23 protein-coding genes, 1 tRNA gene and 1 pseudogene are annotated in these 24334 nt (G+C 67.9%); 13 read left to right on the top strand and 12 right to left on the bottom strand.

The genetic code is table 11. The annotated features are described in order from the left end of the window. Positions 1-157: 157 nt before the first annotated feature. Entirely contained in the window at positions 158-919 is a 762-nt protein-coding gene (locus IE206_RS10560; RefSeq protein ID WP_189961784.1) for a hypothetical protein, read from the bottom strand. A gap of 582 nt (positions 920-1501) precedes the next feature. Between IE206_RS10560 and IE206_RS43560 the strand changes: the two genes are divergently transcribed. The 4 genes and pseudogenes from IE206_RS43560 to IE206_RS10540 form a co-directional block, all read left to right on the top strand. Next, positions 1502-1765, top strand: a complete 264-nt coding sequence (locus tag IE206_RS43560) for a colicin E3/pyocin S6 family cytotoxin (RefSeq protein ID WP_189961783.1) — start codon at positions 1502-1504, stop codon at positions 1763-1765. Further along, entirely contained in the window at positions 1758-2081 is a 324-nt protein-coding gene (locus tag IE206_RS10550) for a hypothetical protein (RefSeq protein ID WP_189961782.1), read from the top strand. Before IE206_RS43560 ends, IE206_RS10550 begins: the two co-directional genes overlap by 8 nt. After that, positions 2054-3070 carry an ImmA/IrrE family metallo-endopeptidase gene (locus tag IE206_RS10545; RefSeq protein ID WP_189961781.1) on the top strand — a complete coding sequence of 339 codons (1017 nt, stop codon included), beginning with the start codon at positions 2054-2056 and terminating at the stop codon, positions 3068-3070. Before IE206_RS10550 ends, IE206_RS10545 begins: the two co-directional genes overlap by 28 nt. Before the next feature lie 109 nt (positions 3071-3179). After that, positions 3180-3727, top strand: a pseudogene (locus IE206_RS10540) (hypothetical protein); the annotation flags it as partial. Between the two features lie 7 nt (positions 3728-3734). On the opposite strand, the gene IE206_RS10535 reads toward IE206_RS10540, so the two are convergent. The 6 genes from IE206_RS10535 to IE206_RS10510 form a co-directional block, all read right to left on the bottom strand. After that, on the bottom strand, positions 3735-3914 hold the full coding sequence (locus IE206_RS10535) for a hypothetical protein (RefSeq protein WP_189961780.1): 180 nt from the start codon (positions 3912-3914) through the stop codon (positions 3735-3737). Continuing rightward, the gene (locus tag IE206_RS10530; RefSeq protein ID WP_189961779.1) at positions 3911-4387 is read right to left on the bottom strand and encodes a hypothetical protein; all 477 of its coding nucleotides are present in this window, start codon (positions 4385-4387) and stop codon (positions 3911-3913) included. The genes IE206_RS10535 and IE206_RS10530 overlap by 4 nt, the downstream gene beginning before the upstream one ends. A 302-nt stretch (positions 4388-4689) precedes the next feature. Then, a complete protein-coding gene (locus IE206_RS10525; RefSeq protein WP_226598550.1) occupies positions 4690-7086 on the bottom strand; it encodes a hypothetical protein in 2397 nt (798 codons plus the stop codon). A gap of 16 nt (positions 7087-7102) precedes the next feature. Further along, a complete protein-coding gene (locus tag IE206_RS10520) occupies positions 7103-7630 on the bottom strand; it encodes a hypothetical protein (protein ID WP_189961778.1) in 528 nt (175 codons plus the stop codon). A gap of 517 nt (positions 7631-8147) precedes the next feature. After that, a tRNA-Pro gene (locus IE206_RS10515) sits at positions 8148-8221 on the bottom strand. A gap of 315 nt (positions 8222-8536) precedes the next feature. Next, on the bottom strand, positions 8537-9466 hold the full coding sequence (locus IE206_RS10510; protein ID WP_189961777.1) for a metallophosphoesterase: 930 nt from the start codon (positions 9464-9466) through the stop codon (positions 8537-8539). A gap of 88 nt (positions 9467-9554) precedes the next feature. On the opposite strand from IE206_RS10510, the gene IE206_RS10505 reads away from it, so the two are divergent. Beyond that, positions 9555-10019, top strand: a complete 465-nt coding sequence (locus IE206_RS10505; protein WP_189961776.1) for a GatB/YqeY domain-containing protein — start codon at positions 9555-9557, stop codon at positions 10017-10019. A 138-nt stretch (positions 10020-10157) separates the two neighbouring features. Here the strand turns inward: IE206_RS10505 and IE206_RS10500 are convergent, their stop codons facing one another. Beyond that, on the bottom strand, positions 10158-12431 hold the full coding sequence (locus tag IE206_RS10500; protein ID WP_189961775.1) for a transglycosylase domain-containing protein: 2274 nt from the start codon (positions 12429-12431) through the stop codon (positions 10158-10160). 415 nt (positions 12432-12846) lie between these two features. Between IE206_RS10500 and IE206_RS10495 the strand changes: the two genes are divergently transcribed. Beyond that, positions 12847-13215 (top strand): WhiB family transcriptional regulator, encoded by a 369-nt coding sequence (locus IE206_RS10495; RefSeq protein ID WP_189961774.1) that lies wholly within the window; start codon positions 12847-12849, stop codon positions 13213-13215. A 13-nt stretch (positions 13216-13228) separates the two neighbouring features. Here IE206_RS10495 and bagB read toward each other — a convergent pair whose 3' ends face one another. Together bagB and bagA are read right to left on the bottom strand one after the other, a co-directional pair. Next, entirely contained in the window at positions 13229-14650 is a 1422-nt protein-coding gene (bagB, locus tag IE206_RS10490) for an ATPase BagB (protein ID WP_189961773.1), read from the bottom strand. Then, positions 14647-15609: an ATPase BagA gene (gene bagA / locus IE206_RS10485; RefSeq protein WP_189961772.1), complete on the bottom strand. Its 963-nt coding sequence runs from the start codon at positions 15607-15609 to the stop codon at positions 14647-14649. The genes bagB and bagA overlap by 4 nt, the downstream gene beginning before the upstream one ends. A 96-nt stretch (positions 15610-15705) precedes the next feature. Here bagA and sp36 point away from each other — a divergent pair, with 96 nt between their 5' ends. From sp36 to IE206_RS10465, 4 genes are all read left to right on the top strand, one after another. Beyond that, positions 15706-15867 carry a Sp36 family protein gene (sp36, locus tag IE206_RS10480; RefSeq protein WP_003975360.1) on the top strand — a complete coding sequence of 54 codons (162 nt, stop codon included), beginning with the start codon at positions 15706-15708 and terminating at the stop codon, positions 15865-15867. Further along, positions 15864-16331 carry a RidA family protein gene (locus IE206_RS10475; protein WP_189961771.1) on the top strand — a complete coding sequence of 156 codons (468 nt, stop codon included), beginning with the start codon at positions 15864-15866 and terminating at the stop codon, positions 16329-16331. The genes sp36 and IE206_RS10475 overlap by 4 nt, the downstream gene beginning before the upstream one ends. 429 nt (positions 16332-16760) lie before the next feature. After that, the gene (locus IE206_RS10470) at positions 16761-17648 is read left to right on the top strand and encodes an NUDIX hydrolase (protein ID WP_189961770.1); all 888 of its coding nucleotides are present in this window, start codon (positions 16761-16763) and stop codon (positions 17646-17648) included. 127 nt (positions 17649-17775) lie between these two features. Beyond that, positions 17776-18606 (top strand): MBL fold metallo-hydrolase, encoded by an 831-nt coding sequence (locus IE206_RS10465; RefSeq protein ID WP_189961769.1) that lies wholly within the window; start codon positions 17776-17778, stop codon positions 18604-18606. 89 nt (positions 18607-18695) lie between these two features. On the opposite strand, the gene IE206_RS10460 is transcribed toward IE206_RS10465, so the two are convergent. Then, entirely contained in the window at positions 18696-19523 is an 828-nt protein-coding gene (locus IE206_RS10460) for a nucleotidyltransferase domain-containing protein (RefSeq protein WP_308433917.1), read from the bottom strand. A 375-nt stretch (positions 19524-19898) separates the two neighbouring features. After that, positions 19899-20573 (bottom strand): Crp/Fnr family transcriptional regulator, encoded by a 675-nt coding sequence (locus IE206_RS10455; RefSeq protein ID WP_017947815.1) that lies wholly within the window; start codon positions 20571-20573, stop codon positions 19899-19901. Between the two features lie 410 nt (positions 20574-20983). On the opposite strand from IE206_RS10455, the gene nth reads away from it, so the two are divergent. The 3 genes from nth to IE206_RS10440 all read left to right on the top strand — a co-directional run bounded on the left by nth (position 20984) and on the right by IE206_RS10440 (position 24327). Beyond that, positions 20984-21994, top strand: coding sequence for an endonuclease III (nth, locus tag IE206_RS10450; protein ID WP_189961910.1), 1011 nt, complete (start codon positions 20984-20986; stop codon positions 21992-21994). 463 nt (positions 21995-22457) lie between these two features. Continuing rightward, positions 22458-23114: an NUDIX hydrolase gene (locus tag IE206_RS10445; protein ID WP_226598568.1), complete on the top strand. Its 657-nt coding sequence runs from the start codon at positions 22458-22460 to the stop codon at positions 23112-23114. 13 nt (positions 23115-23127) lie between these two features. Beyond that, positions 23128-24327 carry a MarP family serine protease gene (locus tag IE206_RS10440; RefSeq protein WP_189961767.1) on the top strand — a complete coding sequence of 400 codons (1200 nt, stop codon included), beginning with the start codon at positions 23128-23130 and terminating at the stop codon, positions 24325-24327. Positions 24328-24334 lie beyond the last annotated feature (7 nt).

The following is a 24334-nucleotide window of genomic DNA, read 5'->3' as shown; positions in this document are numbered from 1 at the left end:
AAAGCAGATGTCAGCGGGCACGCGCTTTCCGCACGATCTACATGATCAGCGTCATATGTAATCCCCCACCCGCACGGTCACACTTCCCCGTGGGGATGGGGGTTGCGAGTGGATGCCCAGCGACAGGGGATGGCCCAACCCCGCCTCTCCCTGCCGTTCACATGGACAGCGGGTCGACGGGCGGCCATGGGTAGCCCAGTTGCTCGGCATCATGCGAACCTCCCCAGACCTCGGCGGTTGCACGGGGATCGCCTGCGGTCAGCCGCGCTTCAAGGCTCTCGGCTTGGATCGATGCGGCGTCCGCAGAGATCGGGATGGCCATCCCGAACTGGAGCCAGGGCAGATCTGCATCGGCCCGGTTACGGGGATGCCTCAGGACGACGTGGATTCGATCGGGTTCCTTGCGGGAGGCCCAGACGCCTTCCAACTCGCAGTCCCACCTGACGAGCCAGTCCCCGCATCCCCTCAGCCCCGCCTCAAGCAGCCGCGCAACCGCTCCTGCCGGCCACTCCCAACTGCGGTCCTCTCCGGCTCGTAGGACCTCGGCCTCGTACTGACCTGCGGTGAACCGAAGCTCCGGCAGGTCAAAGTCCTGATTGGCCAGGTCGTGCCAGCCTGCCCAGACAACATGATCCCCGTTATGCGTGACCGTCATGTACAGCGCGCCACAGCACTCCTCCACGCCGCACCCGGACCAAGCGAGACGAACCTTGTGGGGCGTCGCCGTGGCATGCAACGGCCCGTCTTGGCCCAGCAGATCCCTGGGGCCCTCTCCCACGTACCGGGAGCCTCCCACGCCGCCGGGGACCACCTCGGCCAGAAGATCCCGGCCATTGACGATCGGACGGACCTCCACGACGCCCTCGTCGGGTGGAGGACACGCAATGCTCAGACTGAGAAGGTCTGGTCTCATGATCATCGGCTAATGATCGCGGAGCTGGCTCCCAACTGTCATGTGCGTCCGCGTAGCTTCCGCTCAGGGCGGTAGTTCGAGCCGCCTTCAGACACTGGCCCCGGACACCCCTCCGGAACGACGGGATGGCAGCCCGGGGAATTACGTGACCGTCCCAGCAGAAGAGGCCGTTCCGTCAGGGAGCGGCCTCTTTGGCGTTTGTCGGGGCCACGAGGCACCCCGGCCGTCGCGCTCGCTTCTGGTGTGATCTCGCTCCTGTACTACTCCCCGGGGAGTGGCATTTCCATGATCCACTCCCCGCTCACTCCCCACGCGGTCCGGAAACACAAATCAGGCCTGGTACTGATTTCTCAGTACCAGGCCTGACCTGGTCTTACAGCTGTCGGGGTGGCGGGATTTGAACCCACGACCTCTTCGTCCCGAAGCAACTCGGGATGCTCGCCGTCCTTGACCTGCGGCGCCCGTCACCTGCGCTGATGGTCCGCTGACGTCCACGGTTGTTCGTGGTCGGGCGTCGCGGTTGTCACGCAGTTAGACACTTGGTGCGCCCGTCCGTCGGATCTTGATGCTTGGCAAACCTGGTGCACCATGGAGCCACGGGAGCTAGCATCGCTCGCTGTGCCCTGGGTAAACTTGCCGGAAGATTGCTTCTTGCACGGCCTGAAATCTCGCTTCGTTTCCCCGTCTAAGCGGTGGTATTCCCCTGATGGGGAGCGTATCTACACCTGGGATGGGGAACACGGGGGCGAGGTTGAGGTGTTCAATAAGCGAGGTCGCCACCTTGGTGTAGCTCATCCCGTCACACGGGAAATGATCAAGCCCGCAGTCAGGGGAAGGAGGATCGATGTCTAAGGCTACTTTCGTTGACGATGCACTCGTCGGTGTGGCGGGAGTCGACGACATTGACTCCTACGTCGATGCCTGGCACGACGCTGATGACACGGATCTTGAGTTGCATGAGTGGTTGGGCATGACCTGGGACGAGTACCAGCTCTGGGTAGAAAAGCCAACCACGTTGCGGTATATCGTCTCTGCCCATCGGCACGGACGCACCATCAGTGATGAATTGGTTCAGTCTGCCGACGGGCTCCGACTTGCCGCCCGCGCAGCCTCCGTCAGCGAAGTTGAAGGCGTCCTCACTTGGCTTCAGAAAACTGGCCGTCTTTAAAAGCTGCCCGCACTCGGGCGAAGACGCTGGTCAATAAGTTTGATCTAAAGCCTCCCGTTGACGTGAAAGCACTTCTCCTGGCGCGTGCACAGGTCGAGTACGTTGATTGGTCGCATGAATGCGATGCTGTGACTGTGCTGGGCGAGGAATTGCCACGCGTCTTTGTTCGCAGTGGGCTACACCCACTGCGAGAGCGTTTCACTCTTGCCCATGAGCTTGCCCATATCGAGCTAGCTTGGCATTCGGGGACTGTTGATTGCTCGGTGGACTCCGACTCTATAGGTAGCGAATTCTCGGTTGCGGCGGCTAGTGGTATGCAAGAGCGAGAGGCGAACGAGTTCGCGTCGCGTTTCCTCGTTCCGGATCGTTGGCTGTCACCGCTGGTCAGCGCAATGACCTCGATCGATCGAGACTCGATGCAATTGGTCCTAGACCAGCTGGCCACCGCCGAGATATCCGCCCAGGCCGGCCTGATTGCCCTGTCGAGACATCTTTTTCCCGGGCACGCTTTTTTCGTTGATGAATCCTTTGCTATTAGTCGAGGAACCGCGTGGCCTGGCATTCCGCCACTCGATATTTGCGAGATTGAACGGTACCTGGAGCGAGCCGTAGCAGTCGAGGAGTTCGCTCACCAGGGGCGGACGGTATATTGGGCTCTCACTGTCCCGTCGCGTGACCGTTCAGAAGAAGAGGAGCACGCGTTCCTAGATGCGCGCACGCCCAATCAGGTGCTGGTGTCTTCCTGCTCAAGAGTTTTCGGCGAAGAGCACGCGAAAACTAAGGCTATGTCGATTAATGGCGTGGTCGGTGGGATGACCAGGAACATTGAATTGCATTGGCATGAAAATGCCATCATTTCGGTAGTTTGGCAGCGGATCCAGGATAATTCTGAACTGCAAGAAATTTTGACGGATCACGAATTTCCGCTGTATTTGCATAAAAGGGCGCGTGTCATTGTGGAAAGAAGGGCAGAGCGGGCGGCAGGCTGATGGTGGCCGGTGGTCGAACGGCTACCTCCGCACTACCACTCTCCCTAGCTTCCATCCCGTCCGCCTGGGTCGGTGGCGGACGGGATGGAAGCCCACCACGCACGCCACGTCCGGCCGCGACGACGAGTTCGTCGCGACGGTCCTCAAGGGCTATACGGGCAAGCGTTGGGGCGAAATTTCGGCTTGGAAACGGAGTCCGTCCAGAGGGTCATGTTCCGCATCGAGTGGCAGCTATGCGAACTGGACACCGGCGGGCTGGTGCGCTGTCCGCCCAAGGACGACAGCTACCGCACCATCGACTCGACGGACTGATTGTCTGCCCTGGTCTTCACCCACATCGCCTGTACCAAGCCGATGCCGTGCCCCTGCCATGGCAGGACGTACGTCTTCCGCGGCCAGGGTGCGGCGCGCACCGGCGGCCCCACCGCACGATGATGGAGGACCTCGGCTCCGAGAAGGTCCTCATGGACGAACATATGGGCACAGTGACGGCTCAGTCTCCGGGCGATACGCCCACGTCACGTCGAGCATGCGCCGTCGCCTCATGACCGGTCTGACCGAGCAGTGGGAAGCGGCGCTCGACGATCGGATCGCCATGTGCCCCGCATCCTGGTACGTGTGCTCGGCGATCTTCTGCGGAATCGTGCCATGCGCTGACGCCTCGCTACGTGTCGTCGCTCCGGTGCCCGTGCAGGCGATAGCCCATTTCGTCAGGATGGCGCGTGATCCGTGCCAGATGCCAGGCGGCATCGTAGGAAAGGCGGCCACGCTCCCGTGCACGCAGCCGCAATGCCAACATGCTGGTGAGAGGGTCAAGCGCCCAGCGCAGCGCGGCAATTTTCACTGCGCCTCGCTCGAGAGCAGTGCGAGGCGCTGGGCCGTGTTCTCGTCGCCGAACGCGCGGACAGCGTCGGCGAGAATGACGAGTAGCTCTTTGCGCCCTGCTTCCGTCAGGTTGGCGACGAAGCCGTGAAGGAGCTGCGCGACGGTGACCCACCGTTCTCCTGGCTGCCATTGACGGACCTCGCGCACGAGCTCTTCGAGGTTGGTGCCCGTCGGTGGCCCGCCCAGGCGAGACCAGTGATTGGATGTTCCTTCCAGGAGCCCGTAGAGGCGGGCAGCCGCAGGGTTGGCGAGGATCTCCTCCCGGAGGAACAACTCGCGGGCTCGGACCTGACGTCGCGCAAGCTCGTCCAGTTCGTGGTCGCGTCTGAGGCGTTCCTTCTTCCGTCGATACTCCTGTTGCAGACGTTCTGCGAGGAGCGCGGCCTCGCGCGTACCGTCGTCCACTCTGAGGCGTATGTGGAGGTCGGTCACCAGGACTCCGCTCTCCGCGAGAGGGAGCTGTTGTTGGAGAGCGGCAGTGATGTCCTGCTCGGCAGCTACCGGACGCAGGACATCACAGTGCCCGGCCGCCTTCTCGACTTCTCGCCGGGCGATGAGTGAAGCAGTGCGAGGGCTCGCCTGCGGTCCTGTATCGATGTGCCGCCGCCATGTGACTCGGATTTCTGCCGTGAAGGACAGCGTCGGGTCCATGCTCTTGGGACGGTCCGTAAAAGCGGACGTCCAGCTGGGCTGGCTTTCCGCTATTGGTGCGTGTCCCTTGCGGCCAGGGAGTTTCATGCGGCCTCGGCCTCCGTTGGGGCCGGGGGCTCGTCGTCCGTGACCTGCGATGGCTGCTGTGTGGGAGGCTCGCTGCGGCGAGCGGTGAGGTCCTGGTCGAGCAACGCGGACAACTCCAGTTTGAGCTCTTCCTTCGCCTCGGAATAGGGGCGGTCTTGCCCCTGGACCCACCACTGGGCGGATGTGCGCAGTGCCTCGCGAAGGGGTGGCCCTTCAGTCCCGGCAACGTTCACGGCCTGACGCAGAGTGTCGAAGACGATGGGCTTAAGCGCGGGCCGGTGCAGCGCTGCGTCGAGCCACGTGAACACTGCCTTGTCGAGGTCTCGTTCTCCTGTCGGCCCTGCCGCCTGGCGCAACAGGGTGCGCCAGCCAGTCACGAGTCCTTGCAGAGGTGGACGGAAGGTGTCTTCGTCGTCCGGGCGCTCTTCGTCCATGGCCTGAAGGAGCGGTGGCAGGCCGGTCGTTTCGGACGGAGAGTTCAGGGCCAAGGCGGCGAACGTTCGGTGTCCCACGGTTTGGCTTGTCTTCTCCGTTTTGCACCAGTCAACGACGTACCCGAACAGCATCTGTCGCACGGTCGCGTCCTCCCATAGGACGCGTACTGCCTCGCGCAGCGTGTCGATCACGTCAGGGTGTCCTTGCGAGGCGACGTTCCTGAGCCGGCGCAGCGCTTTGGCCGTATGCCGGCGACCGAACGTTCCCGTACATACCTCTACGACGGCTCTCTGCAGGTGAGGCTGGCTTCGGTTCGACCAAGCCAGCAGCATGGAATGGATATAGGGCGCGCTGGCGGCGTGGATGGCTGCGGAGTCCAGGAGCCGAACGGCCAAGGGCCACAGCTCCTTAGCTGTTCCCTGCTTGTGCCACTCCTCGACGATCCGCTCCAGTGGGGTCTGGCGACGATGGCGAACAGCCCATCGCAAAGCGAACTGCCCCACACGCTCGGCCAAGGCAAGCCGACCGTCCCTGCTGATGATCTCCAGCGCTTCCTTGCTCGTGGTGGCATCGACGACAGGGGCCTGGGCGAGCCATCGGAGGAACGCGGAGCGAGCAAGGGGGCGGTCGTTCCAGAAGTACTCGATGATGGCGTCGTCCCAGTGCGGACGGGTAAAGCTGAGGGTGCCGTCGTCCTCGCGCCGCGCCCCCGCGACCCTCGCCATGGCGATAACGCCGGGCTCCTTTTGCCCGTCGACCTCGACTGTGACGTTGTCGAGTTGTCCGGTCAGTTCGGCTGCCTTGGCATACACGTGACCGACCGGATCGCCGCGCAGGACGGCCGCGGCCAGCAGGAAGTTGCGTTCGAAACTGGTGCGGGAACGTCCCTTGGGCTCATGCCAGTGATAGAGGGCGTCCTCCCAATTGCTGTGGGCCGCCACTACGTTGGCTACCTGCTTGTCGAACGTCAGACGCAGGGACACTTCTCGCCTGCGCTCATGTGCCTGCTCGGCGGCAACCGGCGTGGCGGACTTCGCTGCCCGATGCTGTTCAAGCATGAGATATACGAGGTTGAGCACGTCGGTCGGGGCTTGGCCGACAAGGAGCGGCTTAATGTCCTTGTGGTCGAGCCAAGGATCTGCCGGAAAGTCGGTCTCGTGTGCCAGAAGCCACCGTTCGGCGATAAGCCGCGGACTAACCGCCCCTAGTTCTGGAGCGACGCCGTCCGGTGCCCCGGAGCTGATACGTCTCCACTGGTCGGGGCGGGTGAGGACGATCAAGCGGCAGTCACGTCGTTGGAGGCGGTCGACGAGCTTGCTCAGGTTGCCGCCGAAGGACTCGTCGACGGTGAAGTCATCCTCGTCTGGCGGGAGTTCGAGCAGGAAGCCGCAACGATGGTCGTGCGGCAGACGTCTGGTCGGGAAGTACTTGGAGCCGCCGAAGGCCAGCGGCCGGACCTCAGTGATGGCGCCTTCGCGCTTGAGATGGGCGAGTAATGCGTAGGCGGTGAACGTCCGGCTGCTGTTCGGCGGTCGGTTGATGACCAGGACGGAGCCGGCCGCACGCAGGGTTTCGAGGGCCTGCTTGAAAGGGGGTGGCGTCAGTCGTTCATGTTGGGGCTCGGCATACACCTCGCGGACCACGGCTAGGTACTCAGGCGAGATCGGGGCGTGTGAATCGAGGGTCTGCTCGTAGACGTACTTTGTGCCGACCTGTTCGCCGTAGTTGTAGAAGGCCCGTTGAAGGACGGCAGCCTGCCCGACAGCCTCCACTGATTCGCGAGCCGGCGCCGTCGACGGAGCGGTGCTGGGCGGCTCGGGTGGCGGAGGGGGCAGTGCCGGCAGACCGCTTGGGTCGGGTCCTGGGCTCGGTGGTGTCGGCGTCTCGCCCTCGTCGCTCTTGGGAGGGAAGGGGGGCTGCTGCAGGGGATCTGCTGCGCGGCCGTCATCGAAGTTCATGCTGTTGTTGCCCGCCTCAGCCGATGGTGCCTTCGACTTCGATGCCGACCTGTTCACCTGTCGCTTCGATGGTCCCGGCGTTCTGGTCGACGTGGGCTCGTCCGCGTTCCGTGATGTCGCCGCCAACACGCATGCCGACCTGTTTGCCGTGGATGAGATCTGCTTGCTGGGAGACCTCTATGCCGGGCCGATCTGTCTCCTTCTCGTCCCCGAACGGCAGGGGGCGTCCGTATGCCTCCTCCAAGTCCCGGCGAAGACGCCCCAGTACCCCCCTCAGCTCGGCGTCATCGCCGAGAAGGAACTCGGGGCGCGAGAGGTAGACGCGAAGCGCCCCGTGGGCCCCGGTGATGCGGGCGACGCGCTCGTCGGTGAGCGCCTGTGCCCTGACCAGCAAGGGCTGCGTTTGCCCGGCGACCTGCTCCGGCTCTTCCAGCGGTACCCGACCTGCCCGCCGGTCCAGCACCGCACTCGCTCGGTCAAAGAGAAACTTGACCGCTTCGGTCAGGAGTGTCCCGGCCAGTGCGGGAAATGCCAACGCATCCATGTGTGCTTCCTCCCCGTGCCCCGTGGGTCTGCGAGGTGATCGCACCTTCCGCCGGTAGATGCGGCTGGCACTTACGCAGACAAAACGAGGTTCACCGTATGAGGGTGATCATTGCGAAGGATGGAGAGGAAACTGGTCGAATGATGGCATGGCCGACAAGGCGCTATTGACGCAGAGTGGGAGGTTCCTGACGAGGAGTGACTTTCAAGGCGGGCAGCGCCGCCCGCGACAACTCCGTCGGCCGATGGCTCGAAGCGCACGATGTTCGAGAACCGTTCGTAGGGCGCTGTTGTCCGGTTCCTGGCGATGCCAGGACCAGAGGGTAAGCAATGGCGGAACTCGGTGATCTTTGCTGGCGGATCGGTCGCTGCGGCAGCGGCTCTCTGTTGCTCTCCGGCCCGGCTTGGGGGCCGCATCCCGAAGTCGGCTCCCAAACGGCTCCCAAAATGGCCCCCCAACGCAAATCAGGCCCGGTTCTCCGTGAAGGAGAACCGGGCCTGACCTGGTGTTTCGGCTGTCGGGGTGGCGGGATTTGAACCCACGACCTCTTCGTCCCGAACGAAGCGCGCTGCCAAGCTGCGCTACACCCCGATTGTCTCCGCTTGTCGCGGCGACGTCGTTTACTTTAGCCCACTGGCGGCCGGAGACGAAATCCGGTTTTCGGGGCGCTGCGGGCAGGGGCGGCCCGCCCTTCTGCGTCCGTACCGACAGCCAGCCGACGGCGAGCCCCACCAGTACGTCCGCCTGGATCGCGAAGTGGCTCGGGACGGGTCCCGGAGGCCCCTCGCGCGAGCTGCCGCCGACTCCCAGGTGCCTCGGGTCCCCCACCCACCTCCGGGAGCAGCCCGACCCGGGGGCGCCCAGCCCCCGCAGCCGCCGTCGACCCCGGGGCGCCCCCCAGCGCACCTACCCCCGCCGGGCCACCAGCGTCAGCAACGTCGCCTCCGGCGGGCAGGCGAAGCGGAGTGGGGTGTAGCGGTTTGTGCCGCAGCCCGCTGAGACGTGGAGGTAGGCGCGGTTGCCCTCCGTGGAGTGGGTGGACAGGCCCTTCACCCGGTCCGTGTCCAGGTCGCAGTTCGTGACCAGGGCGCCGTAGAAGGGGATGCACAGCTGGCCGCCGTGGGTGTGGCCGGCCAGGATCAGGGGGTAGCCGTCCGCCGTGAAGGCTTCCAGGGAGCGCAGGTAGGGGGCGTGGACCACCGCGATCGACAGGTCGGCGTCCCGCTCCGGGCCGCCGGCCACGCTGTCGTACCGGTCGCGCTTGATGTGCGGGTCGTCCAGGCCCGTGAAGGCCAGCTCCATGCCGTCGAGCTTGAGGCGGCCCCGGGTGTTGCTCAGGTTCACCCAGCCCGCCATGTCGAACGCGTCCCGCAGCTCTTCCCACGGGTTGTGCACGACGCCGACGGCCGGCGCGTTGCCGTTGAGGCCGTGCCGGCCCTGGGCCTTCTCCAGCAGGTACCGCGCGGGGTTGCGCAGCTTCGGGCCGTAGTAGTCGTTCGAGCCGAAGACGTACACGCCGGGGAACTCCATCAGCGGCCCCAGCGCGTCCAGCACCTCGGGGACGCCCTCCGGGTCGGAGAGGTTGTCGCCCGTGTTCACCACGAAATCCGGGCGCAGGCCCGCAAGCGACTGCAGCCACGCCCGCTTCTTGTGCTGGCCGCTCACCATGTGGATGTCCGAGACCTGGAGCACGCGCAACGGCCTCACCCCCGGCGGCAGCACCGGCACGGTGACCCGCCTCAGCCGGAAGGATCTGGCCTCGAAGCCGGCCGCATAGGCGAGACCGGCGGCCCCGACCGCCGTGATACCCAAGGGAATTCCGTATCGCGCGCGCATACGCCCATCGTCGCAGACGCCGCCGACAACGGCGTACGGGGCGGAAATCGGCGGGCGGGTACCGCTGTGCACCTGACACACTGGACCCATGACCACGCTCAAGGCCCGACTCAAGGACGACCTCACCACCGCCATGAAGGCGCGCGACGAGCTGCGCTCGTCCACGCTCCGGCTGACCCTCACCGCCGTCGCCAAGGAAGAGGTCGCCGGGAAGACCGCGCGCGAGCTCTCCGACGACGAGGTGCTCAAGGTGATCGCCAAGGAGGCGAAGAAGCGCCGCGAGGCCGCCGAGGCCTTCGAGCAGGGCGGCCGTGCCGAGTCCGCGGCGCGCGAGCTGGCCGAGGGCGAGATCCTCGACGCGTACCTGCCCAAGCAGCTCTCCGACGACGAGCTCACGGAGATCGTCGCGAGCGCCGTCGAGGAGGCCAGGGCCGCCGGCGCCGAGGGGCCGCGCGCGATGGGCGCCGTCATGAAGATCGTGAACCCGAAGGTGGCCGGGCTCGCCGACGGCGGCCGCGTCGCCGCCGCGGTCAAGAAGCTCCTCGCGGGCTGAGTACGGCTGGCGAGCGCAGCTGACACATACGGCTGACGAGTACGGCTGACAAAAGGGGCGCCCGGATTCTCTGTGAATCCCGGGCGCCCCTTTCACGTGCGTAAGGACGCTGCTACTGCCGCCTACGTAGGAGCACCGCTACTGCGGCCACCCTCCCGTGTCCCCGCCGATGACGCCCGGCGGGAGCGAGATGCCGGGGAAGGGCTGGTTGGGGTCGGGGTTCGGGTTCGGGGGCTTGTTCTCGCCGCCCGGCTTCGGCTTGTGCTTGCCCTTGTTCTTGCTCTTGTCGGGGGTGCTGGCCGGTGCGCCGGGGGGCGGGTTGCCGGCCGGCTTCTGGCCGGTGTCGGGGATGTTGACGTTGACGAAGGGCGCCGACGTCTGGCCCTGCAGCGCGCCGGTCATCGCGTCGCGCCAGATGGGGCCGGGGACCTGACCGCCGTACACCTGCTCGTACGTCTGGCCGCCGATGGTGATGTTGTTCATCTCGACGCGCTGGGACGGGCTGCCGACCCAGACCGCGGCGGACAGGTTCGACGTGTACCCGACGAACCACGCGTTCTTGCGGGCGTCGGTGGTACCGGTCTTGCCCGCGTTGTCGCGGTCCTTGAGCCCGGCCTCCTGACCCGTACCGGAGTCGATCACGCCGCGCAGCAGGCTGTTGATGCTGTCCGCGGTGTTCTGCGACATCGCCTGCGAGCAGGAGCTCTTCGGCACCGGCACCGACGAGCCGTCCGCCTTCTTGATCGACTCGATGGCGATCGGCGTGCAGTACGTGCCCCGGTTGGCGAAGGTCGCGTACGCCGAGGCCATCGTCAGCGGCGAGATACCGGTCGAGCCGAGCGTCAGCGCCGAGGGCACCATGGGCAGCTTGTCGCCGTTGCCCTGGAGCACGTGCAGCTTGTCGGTCATCTGCGAGACCGGGCACATGCCGATGTCGCCGAGCATCTGCACGAAGTACGTGTTGACCGACTTGGCCATCGCGTCCCTCAGCGAGAACGGGCCGACCTCGGACTCGTTCTCGTTCTCCAGGTGGTACGGCTTGGGCTTGCCGTCGTTGACCCACGGCTTGCCGTTGCACGTCTGGACGGACGCCGGATAGTCCATCTCGTACGGGGCCGAGTACTGCTGGGTCGGCGGCTTGCCGCCCTCGATCGCGGCCGCGGCCAGGAAGGGCTTGAAGGTCGAGCCGACCGGGAAGCCGTAATTCGAGCCGCCCATCTGCCGGTTGACCGAGAAGTTGATCTGCGTCTCGTTGTCCCCGAATCCGTACGGCTTGGACTGGCCCATCGCGAGGACCTTGCCGGTGCCGGGCTGGACCAGCGAGACCGCGGTCGCGACGGTGTCCTTCTGGTAGACGTGGTTCTTGATCGACTCCTGCGTCGACTTCTGCGCCTGCGGGTCGAGCGTGGTCTGAACCGTGAGCCCGCCCTGGTTCCAGAGCTTGGCCCGCTCTTCCTTCGTCTTGCCGAAGACCGGGTCGGACAGGAACACCTCGCGCACGTAGTCGCAGAAGAAGCCCGCGCCCTCGACGGCGGTGATGCAGCCGTTCTTCGGCTTGCTCACGCTCAGCTTGATGGGCTTCTGCATGGCCTTGTCGGCCTCGGCCTGCGAGATGTCCTTCATGTCGGCCATCCGCTGGAGCACCGTGTTGCGGCGCTTCTTGGATTCCTGCGCGTCGTTGACGGGGTCGTACCGGCTGGGCGACTGCACGATCCCGGCGAGCATCGCCGACTCGTCCAGGGTCAGGTCCTTGGCCGACTTGGAGAAGTAGCGCTTGGCGGCGGCCTCGATGCCGTACGCCTGCTGCCCGAAGAACGTGATGTTGAGGTAGTTCTCCAGGATCTTCTTCTTGCCGAGCTCCTCCTCGACCTGGATCGCGTACTTGAGCTCCTTGACCTTGCGGCCGATCGTCTGCTGGGTGGCCTCGGCGACCTTGTCGGGGTCGTCCCCGGCCTCCTCGACGAAGACGTTCTTCACGTACTGCTGCGTGAGGGTGGAAGCGCCCTGGGCGACACCGCCGCTGGTCGCGTTCTTGTTCATCGCGCGCAGGACGCCCTTGAGGTCGATCGCGCCGTGCTCGTAGAAGCGCGAGTCCTCGATCGCGACGATCGCCTTCTGCATGTACGGGGAGATGTCGGCGAGCGGCACCACGGTGCGGTCGCGCGAGTAGACCTGGGCGATCGTGCCGCCCTGGTTGTCGAGGATCGTGGTGCGCTGGCTCAGCGGCGGGGTCTTCAGGTTGGCCGGGATCTCGTCGAATCCTTCGACCGTGCCCTTGGCCGCGAGCCCCAGCGCGCCGGCCGCCGGCAGGGCGATCCCTGCGAGCACGGCCCCCGCCAGCACACTCACACCAAGGAACTTGGCGGCCTGCTGGGTCCCGGTCAGGCCTCCGCCCGATCGCTTCTTTGCCATGGGGGCAGCCTACGTTCTCAATCGCCGGACACAGGTGAAGGCTCTGGCCTAAGCTGTTCTCAACTGTCACAGCAGTGCGGTTCCGTATCAAGTCCTCGGCCGTGCGTGGAAGTGTTCCGCCGTCCCCGAATCCGGCAGGAATCAACCCGGTTGGTGTCCGATTGCGCCTCATGCGTCATCGGGCGTCCGTTGTGACTCAGCCGATACGTCCCATTATTTCGGATTCATCGCCCATGTCCTCAGCTCACTCCGTTGGGTGATCTGCCGCGTACGCATAGTCCGTTCGGGCCATTCAAGATTGGGCCCGACGGGGGTGTTGCGCTGTGCCCACCTTCCGTAACGTCCTCAACTGGCAGCGGTGAATATGCCGCTGCCGCCGTGGGGGAGCCTCGATTCGGGAGAGGACGGCGCCGGCATGGGCTGGGTAACCGACTGGAGTGCGCAGGCAGCCTGCCGCACTACCGATCCGGACGAACTGTTTGTTCAGGGTGCAGCGCAGAACAGGGCCAAGGCGGTGTGCACCGGTTGTCCGGTGCGGACCGAGTGCCTGGCCGATGCGCTCGACAATCGCGTCGAGTTCGGCGTGTGGGGCGGAATGACGGAACGGGAGCGGCGCGCACTTCTGCGCAGGCGCCCCACCGTCACCTCCTGGCACCGCCTCCTCGAAACCGCGCGCACCGAGTACGAGCGCAGCACGGGAATCCTGCCCGTGTGCGCGGAGGAGGAGTCGGCGTACGACTACCGGCATTCCTTCGGAGACGAGGCGTACGCCGCAGCGGGCTGACGAGGTCGGACGATCAGGCAGCTCCGGCCGGGGGACCACCGGCCGCGAGCCGGTCCCCGATGGTCCGCAGCCCCGCCAGGTCGTGCACATCGCCGGGCAGGGCGGCCACTTCGGCGACCGGGACCTCGGGGTGGAGTGCGGTGAAACGGTCGCGCGTCCGCTGTTCACGCGCGAGCACCTGCATCCGCTCGGCATGCAGCCGCAGCAGCCCGGCGGTCAGCCGCTCCACGGATTCCTGATCTGGGACTTCTCGATCCGGGCCCACCTGATCCGAGCCCACCTGATCTGGGTCTATGCCTGCGCGTGCACCAGCTGCATCAGCGTCGGAAGCGTGAGCGTGGGAAACATCCGCGTTGGACGCATGAGCGTCGGAAGCAACAGCGTGGGGAGAGGAATCGCTGGAGCCACGATCTCCAGCCTTCCCGGCCTCCTGATCGACAATGCGACGGTCGTCAAGATTTTCTGCAGGGTTTTCTGCAGAGGCATCCGCCGGGTCCGGCGGCTCTTCGAGACTCTCCGCCGCGGCGAGGGCGCGCTCGGCCGAGAGGCGGGACGCCGCACTCCCGTGTACGCGGTTGAGTACGAGCCCGGCCAGCGGCATGTCGTCGGCAGCGAGGCGCTCCACGAAGTACGCGGCCTCGCGCAGCGCGTCCCGCTCGGGCGCGGCGACGACGAGGAACGCGGTGCCCGGCGCCTGCAACAGACGGTAGGTGGCATCCGCCCTGGTCCGGAACCCGCCGAACATCGTGTCCATGGCCGCCACGAAGGTCTGCACGTCGTGCAGGAAAGGCCCGCCGAGCAGCTTCCCCAGGGTGCCGGTCATCATCGACATGCCGACATTGAGGAACTTCATCCCGGCCCGGCCGCCCATCTTCGCGGGCGCCATGAGCAGCTTGATGAACTTGCCGTCGAGGAACGACCCGAGGCGTTTCGGCGCGTCCAGGAAGTCGAGCGCGGAGCGCGACGGCGGGGTGTCGACCACGATCAGGTCCCACTCGTCCCTGGCCCGCAGCTGCCCCAGCTTCTCCATCGCCATGTACTCCTGCGTGCCCGCGAAGCCGGCAGACAGGGACTGGTAGAAGGGGTTCGACAGGATCGCCTTGGCCCGGTCCGGATCCGCGTGTGCCTCGACGATCTCGTCGAAGGTCCGCTTCATGTCGAGCATCATGGCGTGCAGTTCGCCGTCGCCCTCCACGTCCTTGACCCGGCGCGGGGTGTTGTCCAGCGAGTCGATGCCCATGGACTGGGCGAGCCTGCGGGCCGGGTCGATGGTGAGCACCACGACCTTCCGGCCGCGCTCGGCGGCCCGAACTCCCAGTGCGGCGGCGGTAGTTGTCTTGCCCACCCCGCCCGAGCCGCAGCACACGATGATGCGGGTACCCGGATCGTCCAGCAGCGGATCGATCGCCAGCGGCTCGGCCGCGTCCAAAGTCACTCACCCACCCCGAGCTTGCGCAGTTCCGTGGCCAGGCGGTAGAGCCCGGCCAGATCCATTCCCTCGCCGATCAGCGGCAGTTCGTACGTCGGCAGCCCCAACTGACCCAGCGCCGCCCGCTGTTCACGCTCCAGCTCCACCCGCTCAGCGTGCTCGGCGGCCTGCTCCAGGAGCGGCGTCACCAGCTTCGCCGAACCTGTGACCCCGGCCCGCGTCAGCGTCTTGGCGACCTCCTTGCGCCGGTCGCCGGTGACCCCGCGCACCGCCGCCTCGTCCAGGACGTGCGGCCGGACCATGTTCACGATGACCTTGCCCGTCGGCAGCTCGGCGCCCCGCAGCTCGGCGATCCCGTCGACCGTCTCCTGCACGGGCATCTCCTCCAGCAGGGTCACCAAGTGCACTGCCGTTTCAGGCGACTTGAGGACCCGCATGACGGCCTGCGCCTGATTGTGTATCGGGCCGATCTTCGCGAGCCCGGCCACTTCGTCGTTCACGTTCAGGAAGCGCGTGATGCGCCCGGTCGGCGGCGCGTCCATCACGACGTAGTCGTACGCGTACCCCCCCTGCTTGTTCTTGCGCCGCACCGCCTCGCAGGCCTTGCCGGTCAGGAGTACGTCACGTACCCCCGGCGCTATGGTCGTCGCGAAGTCGATCGCGCCGAGCTTCTTCAGCGCCCGCCCCGCGCCGCCCAGCTTGTAGAACATCTGGAGGTAGTCGAGGAGTGCCCGTTCCGCGTCGATGGCCAGCGCGTACACCTCCCCGCCACCGGGCGCGACGGCGATCTTGCGCTCCTCGTACGGAAAGGCTTCCGTCTCGAAGAGCTGCGCGATGCCCTGTCTGCCCTCGACCTCGACGAGGAGCGTGCGCCTGCCCTCCTTCGCGAGGGCGAGCGCGAGTGCTGCGGCGACCGTGGTCTTGCCGGTACCGCCCTTGCCGCTGACGACCTGGAGCCTGCTCACATCTTCGAGCCTAACCAGTCCGCCCGCGGCTCACGCATGTGGTCCGCGTAAGGCGCCCGCGAGAGGGGGCGGCGGGCAGCGGCTACAGTCGGGCCCATGACCAAGTGGGAATACGCGACCGTGCCCCTTCTCGTGCACGCGACCAAGCAGATTCTGGACACCTGGGGCGAGGACGGCTGGGAGCTGGTCCAGGTCGTCCCCGGGCCGAACAACCCCGAGCAGCTCGTGGCCTACCTGAAGCGGGAGAAGCAGGCATGAGCGCCGTAGAAGCCAAGCTGGCCGAACTGGGCCTGACCCTCCCGTCGGTCGTCCCGCCGCTCGCCGCCTACCAGCCCGCCGTGCAGTCCGGGGTGTACGTGTACACCGCCGGGCAGCTCCCCATGGTGGAGGGCAAGCTGCCCGTCACCGGCAAGGTCGGCGGCGAGGTCACCCCGGAGGAGGCCAAGCAGCTGGCCGCCACCTGTGCCCTCAACGCGCTGGCCGCCGTCAAGTCCGTCGTGGGCGACCTGGACCGCATTGCGCGCGTCGTGAAGGTCGTCGGTTTCGTGGCCTCCGCCTCCGACTTCACCGGCCAGCCCGGTGTCATCAACGGCGCCAGCGAACTCCTCGGCGCCGTCCTCGGCGACAAGGGCGTCCACGCCCGCAGCGCGGTGGGCGTAGCGGTGCTGCCCCTGGACGCCCCGGTCGAGGTCGAGATCCAGGTGGAGCTCGTCGAGGCCTGACCTCTTCGCGATCGTCGAGCTGGTTGTCGAGCGGCGTGGTCGATTGCCGACCTTCTCTCTTTGCTGCTCGTCGCTGCTTGTCGCTGATTTCCGCTCGGCTGATCTCCTTTCGTTGAGGGCCGGTCCCCAAGGGGGCCGGCTTTCGACGGATAGCGACCGTGCCACTGGTGGCGGGTGCCTGGTGACGGCTGGCCAGTGACGGCCGGTGGTGGCCGCTGAGTGACGGCCGGTGGTGCCCGCTTACCGCTGGAGGTGGCTGCCTACCGCTGGTGGGCAGCCGCTTGTGAATCATGGGTGCCGGATGTGCCGGATCAGGGGCCCCTTCGGTCCCGCCCGTGCGTGTCATGTGTGTCATGCCATGCGTGTCAAAGGGATGTCACCTACACGCACCCCCTCGAACATCCGCACGCCACCCCGTAGCATCCGCCCATGCCCAATGGTCAGTGGTACCCGCCGGAGTGGCCGGACCGCATCCGTGCCCTCGCCGCAGGCGAGCTCACCGCGGTCGAGCCGCGGCGGGCCGCCACCGTGATGCTGCTCCGGGACGGAGCGACCGGCACGGACACCGGCCCCGCCGTACACATGCTGCGCAGACGGGCTTCCATGGCCTTCGCCGGAGGCGCGTACGCGTACCCGGGCGGCGGCGTGGACCCCCGCGACGCCGAGGACGCCGAACTCGGCTGGGCAGGACCGGCCCGCGAGACCTGGGCCGAACGCCTCGGCACCGACCCCGCCTCCGCCCAGGCCATCGTCTGCGCCGCGGTCCGCGAGACCTACGAGGAGGCGGGCGTCCTCCTCGCGGGCCCCGACGCCACTACCGTCGTCGGCGACACCACCGGCGACGACTGGGAGGCCGACCGCCAGGCCCTGGTGACCCGCGACCTCAGCTTCGCCGAGTTCCTGGAGCGGCGCGGCCTCGTACTCCGCTCCGACCTGCTCGGCGCCTGGGCGCGCTGGATCACCCCCGAGTTCGAGCCCAGGCGCTACGACACCTGGTTCTTCGTCGCCGCGCTCCCCGAGGGCCAGGTAACCCGGAACGCCTCCACCGAGGCCGACCGCACCGTCTGGATCCGCCCCGCCGAAGCCGCCGCCGGCTACGACAAGGGCGAGCTCCTGATGATGCCGCCGACCATTTCCACCCTGCGTGACCTCCTTCCGTACGCCACTGCCGCCGAAGCCCTTGTCGGCGCGGCCGAACGTGATCTGACCCCCGTCCTCGCCCGGGCCCGCCTTACCGACACCGGGGAACTCGTCCTGAGCTGGCCGGGCCACGACGAGTTCACCAAGCGCATTCCGGCCGGGGGCCGTCCCTCATGACCCCCGCCGCCGCCACCCCCATCGACCTTGCGCCGGACGGCCTCGCGAGGCGCGGTCGCCAGGCACTGGTCCGTTCCGCGAGGCTTGCCCAGGTGACCACCGACTCCGCCACCCCTGGAGGTGCCGTATGAGTGATGCCGCCGCTCTTCCCGGGCAGCCGCGCGGCGGGGTCCTTTCGGGCCCTGCGACCGACCGCGCGACCAACGTCCTCGCGCCCAACCCCTCCGCGATGACCCTGGACGGCACCAACACCTGGATCATCGCCGAGCCCGACTCCGACCTGGCTGTCGTCATCGACCCCGGGCCGCTCGACGACGCGCACCTCAACCACGTCATCGCCACGGCCGAGAAGGCGGGCAAGCAGGTCGCGCTGACCCTGCTCACCCATGGGCACCCCGACCACGCCGAGGGCGCGGCCCGCTTCGCGGAGCTGACCCGCACCCCCGTGCGCGCCCTGGACCCGGCCCTGCGCCTGGGGGACGAGGGCCTCGCTGCGGGCGATGTCATCACCACCGGTGGCCTGGAGATGAGGGTGGTGCCCACCCCTGGCCATACCGCCGACTCGCTCTGCTTCCATCTGCCCGCCGACCGGGCCGTCCTGACGGGCGACACGGTCCTCGGGCGCGGCACGACCGTCGTGGCCCATCCCGACGGCCGCCTGGGCGACTATCTCGACTCCCTTCGCAGGCTGCGTTCGCTGACTGTTGATGACGGTGTGCACACCGTGCTGCCGGGGCATGGCCCGGTGCTCGACGACGCGCAGGGTGCCGTCGAGTTCTATCTGGCCCACCGCGCCCACCGGCTGGCCCAGGTGGAGACGGCGGTGGAGAACGGCCACCTCACGGCGGCGGACGTGGTGGCCCTGGTCTACTCGGACGTCGACCGGTCGCTGTGGCCGGCTGCCGAGCTCTCGGTGCGCGCGCAACTCGAGTATCTGCGCGAGCACGGCCTTATTTGACGCTACGTCAGGAACTTCTGGTTCAGCTGGATGGTGGTGCGAACTAGCGCTCCGTAGCGGAGAGTTGGGTGAGGTGGTGCTCAACTCTCTTACGGGCGCGGCGCCTTGGCGCCATGGACCGTGAGGTATTCGGCGGCGAGCCACGGTCCGAGATTTTCGGTGTACATATCGAGAACGTTCCGGTCCGCGACCGGGTTCCCGGCCAATACGGCAATTTTTCTCAACTGCTCGGCGCGCTCGGGATAGTAGCGCCCGAAGATCTCCGCCTGCTCCGCCAGATCGCTGGTCCAGCCGCCGTACCGCGGCATGACCAGCGTGAACGCGGTCCGCACCAGCTTGCGCGAGGCGCCGCGCACCAGCGAGCGCAGTGCCGCGTCAGCGATGGCCTCGGTGGCTTCTGTGGCCCCTGTGTTTTCTGAGGCGCCCGTGGCTTCTTCCGCTTGTCGGCGCCAGCGGGGCAGGGCGTCGCCGAGGTCGCCGTTGGTCTCGCGGGCGAGCAGCGAGGTGGGCCGGTAACGCGGCAGGTGTTCGGCGAGGTCGTCCCCGAGCAGCGGGGTGCACAGGCAGGCCACGAACCAGCCGAGGTCGTAGCGCTCGAGCTCGCTCAGGAGCACGTCCCGGCCGAACAGCAGGATCCCGGCACCGTCGATCACCTCGAACCCGGCGTCCAGCTCGGCCTCGAGGCTCTGCGCCTCGGCCCGGTCGGCCTCCGTCGGGTCGTCGTGCAGCGCGAGCAGCACATCCAGGTCGGACCGGCCCACCCGTGCCGTGCCGCGCGGCACGGACCCGTACAGGTAGGCGCTGTGCAGCCGCCCGCCGAACCGGTGCGTCACCTGGTCACGCAGGGCGGCGACGACGGCCCGGAACTCCGGCTGCACAAGGTCTAGCGACCCCTCGCGCTCGATGTATCCGTGCAAGCTGTTCAATCCGTCGCCCCGTCCATCCGCCCATGTGGCGCTGTGACCTTGTGTCCCTGCGCCTTTGCGCGTCTTCGCCCTGGTGTCCTTGCGTCTCGCCGCGCGCCGCGATCGTCCGCACGGAGCACAGCAGTTACGCGCAGAGTAGACCGGGCCACTGACAGCCGGGCTGCCCGTCCGTCCCGTCTGTCCCTACGTACGCACGGGCCGGCGGGGTCGCGCCGGCCCACTGCGTGGCCACGCGTAAGTCGGCCCGCGCGTAATCGGCCCACACGAAGGTCGGTCCATGCGAAAGGGGCCGGTCTCTGGTGAGACCGGCCCCTCAGGCGTACGAACCGACGAGGCCGCGAAGGACGCGGCCGCGGACGGCGGCGCTCAGCGCGAGCGCTTCGCCAGGCGCTCGACGTCCAGCAGGATGACCGCGCGGGCCTCCAGGCGCAGCCAGCCGCGCTGGGCGAAGTCGGCGAGCGCCTTGTTGACCGTCTCGCGGGAGGCGCCGACCAGCTGGGCCAGCTCTTCCTGAGTGAGGTCGTGGACGACGTGGATGCCCTCCTCGGACTGCACGCCGAAGCGGCGCGAGAGGTCGAGGAGCGCGCGGGCGACACGGCCCGGCACGTCGGAGAAGACCAGGTCGGACATCTGGTCGTTGGTCTTGCGCAGTCGGCGGGCGACGGCGCGAAGCAGGGCGGTGGCCACCTCCGGGCGGGCGTTCAGCCAGGGCTGAAGGTCGCCGTGGCCCAGGCCCAGCAGCTTCACCTCGGTCAGCGCGGTCGCGGTGGCGGTGCGCGGGCCCGGGTCGAAGAGGGACAGCTCGCCGATGAGCTCGCCGGGGCCGAGGACCGCCAGCATGTTCTCCCGGCCGTCGGGTGAGGTGCGGTGCAGCTTCACCTTGCCCTCGGTGACCACGTACAGGCGGTCGCCGGGGTCGCCCTCGTGGAAGAGGGCGTCGCCGCGGGCGAGCGTCACCTCACTCATCGAGGCGCGGAGCTCCGCGGCCTGCTCGTCATCGAGCGCCGCGAAGAGCGGGGCGCGCCGCAGAACGTCGTCCACGAATCTCTCCTTGTCGACCGGTATCAGGGGAGCCTGCTCCCCATTTTGCCGGACGGTCTAAACAGTGCGATCAATCACAAGGATGACGTACTGGAGTCCCGGACCGTGAGTCAGGGGGCCGATTGGGGCCGTGATTCGCGGTGGCCGGGGCGGATGTCGGTGCCGGGCTTTAGGCTGGCCGGGTGTCCAATTCGCCGGTGAGAGCGCAGGCCAGGGGGGCTGGAAGAGTGTCCGCAGAGAACGATTCCGCTGTGGGCGAACAGCCCGCGTCCAAGGCGAAAGTCCCCGCGAAGAGGGCCGCGAAGGCCACCGGAGGCAGCTCGTCGGCCCGCGCCGGCGAGCAGGTCGAAAGCGCGGTCGAACCGGCCGGGAAGGCCGCCCGAGTGAAGCCCGCAGCCGAGGAGCCCGACATGGTCAAGCCCGTCGTCAAGAAGACCGCTGCCAAGAAGGCGGCCTCCAAGGTGACGGCCTCCAAGGTCACGTCCGCCGACGCGACGCCTCCTGAGGAGGCGGCCTCCCCGGGCGGCCGCCAGGCGAAAGCCGCACCGAAGGCCAAGCGCGCGGCCGCCTCCAAGAGCACCTCCAAGAGCACCGCAAAGAGCGCCCCCAAGGCCACCGGCACGGGCAACGCCGACGGTCGGCCCCTCGGGGGCAAGCCCGAGTCGCATCTCGCCATGGTCCGCCGGGCGCGCCGGATCAATCGCGAGCTCGCCGAGGTCTATCCGTACGCCCATCCCGAACTGGACTTCCGTAACCCCTTCGAGCTGCTCCTCGCGACCGTCCTGTCCGCGCAGACCACCGACCTCCGGGTCAACCAGACGACCCCGGGCCTGTTCGCCGCCTACCCGACGCCCGAGGACCTCGCGGCGGCGAACCCCGAGGAGGTCGAGGCGATCATCCGGCCCACCGGGTTCTTCCGGGCCAAGACCAGGTCGATCATGGGGATCGCCGCCGCCCTCAGGGACGAGTTCGGCGGCGAGGTGCCGGGCCGCCTGGAGGATCTGGTCAAGCTGCCCGGCGTGGGGCGAAAGACCGCAAATGTTGTGCTTGGCAACGCATTTGGAGTACCGGGGATCACCGTCGACACCCACTTCGGCAGGCTGGCGCGCCGGTTCAAATGGACCGAGCAGGACGACCCGGAGAAGGTCGAGGCGGAGGTCTGCGCGATCTTCCCCAAGAGCGAATGGACGATGCTCTCGCACCGGGTCGTCTTCCACGGCCGCCGCATCTGCCACGCCCGCAAGCCCGCCTGCGGCGCCTGCCCGATCGCCCCGCTCTGCCCGTCGTACGGCGAGGGCGAGACCGACCCCGAGAAGGCGCGGAAGCTCCTCAAGTACGAGAAGGGCGGCCTGCCGGGCCAGCGGCTGAGCCCGCCGCCGGACTATCCGGGGCAGCCCGCGCCGCCGCTGGGAGCCGGCTGACGTCACCCGGAAGACGGACGCTGGGGCCGACCGGAACGAAAGCGACCGTCACAGGCGTTGTGGACGATGACTGACGGGGGTGCAGATGACGCACACGAGCGAGACGTACGACGGTGATCTGAGCGCGGCCGGCGGTCTGGGCCGCACCGGCGGCCCGGCCGGACGCGTGGACGCCGACCGCGGCAGCGGCCTGAGCGGCCGTATCGGCGGACCCGGCCACGCCCATGCCGCGAACGGCGCGGACGACCCTGCCGGGCCCGGCACTCCGCGCGGGATGGGCGAGGCCGCCGGAGACCTCACCCCAGCCCCCGCCGCAGGCCCCGCCAAGGACGCCGCCAGGGCACGAGCCGTCGGTCACACGGGCACGGGGCGCGCCACCACCGGCCGCGCCGCCGTGGGCCACCCTGCCCCCGGCCGGGGAGGCGCCGAGCCGCCCGCCCGCCCCCGTACGGACGGCCTCGCCGTGACCAGCGAGGGTTTGCCCGACTGGCTGGGCCCGGTCGTGCGGGCGGCCGAGGCCGTGGAGCCCGAGCAGATGAGCCGGTTCCTGCCGCCGGAGAGCGGCGCCGGGCGGCAGTCCGCCGTGCTGGTCCTCTTCGGCGAGGGGCCGCGCGGCCCCGAACTGCTCCTCATGGAGCGGGCGAGCCAGCTCCGCTCGCACGGCGGCCAGCCCTCCTTCCCGGGCGGCGCCCTCGACCCGGAGGACGGCGACCCGGCCACCACAGGGCCGTTGCGGGCAGCGCTGCGCGAGGCCGAGGAGGAAACCGGGCTCGATCCGGCCGGCGTCCAGATCTTCGGCGTGCTGCCCCGGCTCTACATCCCGGTCAGCGGCTTCGTCGTGACGCCCGTGCTCGGCTGGTGGCGCGAGCCGACGCCGGTGCGGGCCGTCGACAGCGGCGAGACGGCCCGTGTCTTCACCGTGCCCGTGGCGGATCTCACGGACCCGGCCAACCGGGCGACCGCCGTCCACCCACGTGGACACGCAGGCCCGGCATTCCTGGTCGAATCGGCGCTGGTGTGGGGCTTCACGGCCGGGGTGATCGACCGGATCGTGCACTACGCGGGCTGGGAGCGCCCGTGGGACCGAGCCAAGCGGGTGCCGCTCGACTGGCACGCGTGACAGGCTGGGGCCCGTGAACGTGCTGGACATCCTGTTGCTGGTCGCCGCCGTGTGGTTCGCGATCGTCGGCTACCGCCAGGGCTTCGTCGTCGGCATCCTGTCGGTGATCGGGTTCCTCGGCGGTGGTCTCATCGCCGTGTACCTGCTCCCGGTCGTCTGGGACCAGCTGACCAACGAGTCCCAGGTCTCGACGACAGTGGCCGTCGTCGCGGTCGTCATCGTGATCGTCTGCGCCTCGGTGGGCCAGGCCTTCACCACCCACCTCGGCAACAAGCTGCGCCGGTACATCACCTGGTCGCCCGCCAGAGCCCTGGACGCGACCGGTGGCGCCCTGGTCAACGTCGTGGCGATGCTGCTCGTCGCGTGGCTGATCGGCTCCGCGCTCGCGGGGACCGCCCTGCCGACGCTGGGCAAGGAGGTCCGCAACTCCAAGATCCTCCTCGGGGTCTCCAACGTGATGCCCCCACAGGCGTCGACGTGGTTCAGCGACTTCTCCTCGGTCCTCGCGCAGAACGGCTTCCCGCAGGTCTTCACGCCGTTCTCGAACGAGTCGATCACCGAGGTCCAGGCGCCCGACCCGAAGCTGGCGGGCAGTCCGGTCGCGGCCGCCGCCCAGAAGTCCATCGTCAAGGTCGTCGGCATGGCCCCGAGCTGCGGAAAGCGTCTGGAGGGCACCGGCTTCGTGTTCGCCGACCGGCGCGTCATGACCAACGCGCACGTGGTGGGCGGCGTGGACGAGCCGACCATCCAGATAGGCGGTCAGGGGCGTACGTACGACGCGAAGGTCGTGCTCTACGACTGGCGCCGCGACATCGCGGTCCTGGACGTGCCGGACCTGAAGGCGCCCCCGCTCCAGTTCACCTCCACCGACGCCCGCAGCGGCAACAGCGCGATCGTCGCGGGCTTCCCCGAGGACCATCCCTACGACGTCCGCTCCGCCCGCATCCGCGGCCGGATCAGCGCGAACGGGCCGGACATCTACCACCGAGGCACCGTCCGCCGCGACGTCTACTCGCTGTTCACCACGGTCCGCCCCGGCAACTCCGGCGGCCCGCTCCTGACCCCCGAGGGCAAGGTGTACGGGGTGGTCTTCGCGAAGTCGCTCGACGACCCGGACACCGGATACGCGCTGACCGCCGACGAGATCCAGGCCGATATCCAGCAGGGCCGCACGGCCAGCCAGCAGGTCGACAGCCAGCAGTGCGCCCTATGACCTCCTC

The organism is Streptomyces violascens, from assembly GCF_014649955.1.
Taxonomy (GTDB): Bacteria; Actinomycetota; Actinomycetes; order Streptomycetales; family Streptomycetaceae; genus Streptomyces; species Streptomyces violascens.
The sequence above is the reverse complement of the archived record's forward strand: the minus strand, read 5'-3'. Positions and strand labels throughout refer to the sequence as shown.

Coding starts and splice junctions, on each gene's coding strand:
- IE206_RS10560 (WP_189961784.1), bottom strand. CDS start 919: ATGATCATGAGACCAGACCTTCTCAGTCTGAGCATTGCGTGTCCTCCA.
- IE206_RS43560 (WP_189961783.1), top strand. CDS start 1,502: ATGGAGCCACGGGAGCTAGCATCGCTCGCTGTGCCCTGGGTAAACTTG.
- IE206_RS10550 (WP_189961782.1), top strand. CDS start 1,758: ATGTCTAAGGCTACTTTCGTTGACGATGCACTCGTCGGTGTGGCGGGA.
- IE206_RS10525 (WP_226598550.1), bottom strand. CDS start 7,086: ATGAACTTCGATGACGGCCGCGCAGCAGATCCCCTGCAGCAGCCCCCC.
- IE206_RS10520 (WP_189961778.1), bottom strand. CDS start 7,630: ATGGATGCGTTGGCATTTCCCGCACTGGCCGGGACACTCCTGACCGAA.
- IE206_RS10510 (WP_189961777.1), bottom strand. CDS start 9,466: ATGCGCGCGCGATACGGAATTCCCTTGGGTATCACGGCGGTCGGGGCC.
- IE206_RS10505 (WP_189961776.1), top strand. CDS start 9,555: ATGACCACGCTCAAGGCCCGACTCAAGGACGACCTCACCACCGCCATG.
- IE206_RS10500 (WP_189961775.1), bottom strand. CDS start 12,431: ATGGCAAAGAAGCGATCGGGCGGAGGCCTGACCGGGACCCAGCAGGCC.
- IE206_RS10495 (WP_189961774.1), top strand. CDS start 12,847: ATGGGCTGGGTAACCGACTGGAGTGCGCAGGCAGCCTGCCGCACTACC.
- sp36 (WP_003975360.1), top strand. CDS start 15,706: ATGACCAAGTGGGAATACGCGACCGTGCCCCTTCTCGTGCACGCGACC.
- IE206_RS10475 (WP_189961771.1), top strand. CDS start 15,864: ATGAGCGCCGTAGAAGCCAAGCTGGCCGAACTGGGCCTGACCCTCCCG.
- IE206_RS10470 (WP_189961770.1), top strand. CDS start 16,761: ATGCCCAATGGTCAGTGGTACCCGCCGGAGTGGCCGGACCGCATCCGT.
- IE206_RS10465 (WP_189961769.1), top strand. CDS start 17,776: ATGAGTGATGCCGCCGCTCTTCCCGGGCAGCCGCGCGGCGGGGTCCTT.
- nth (WP_189961910.1), top strand. CDS start 20,984: ATGGTCAAGCCCGTCGTCAAGAAGACCGCTGCCAAGAAGGCGGCCTCC.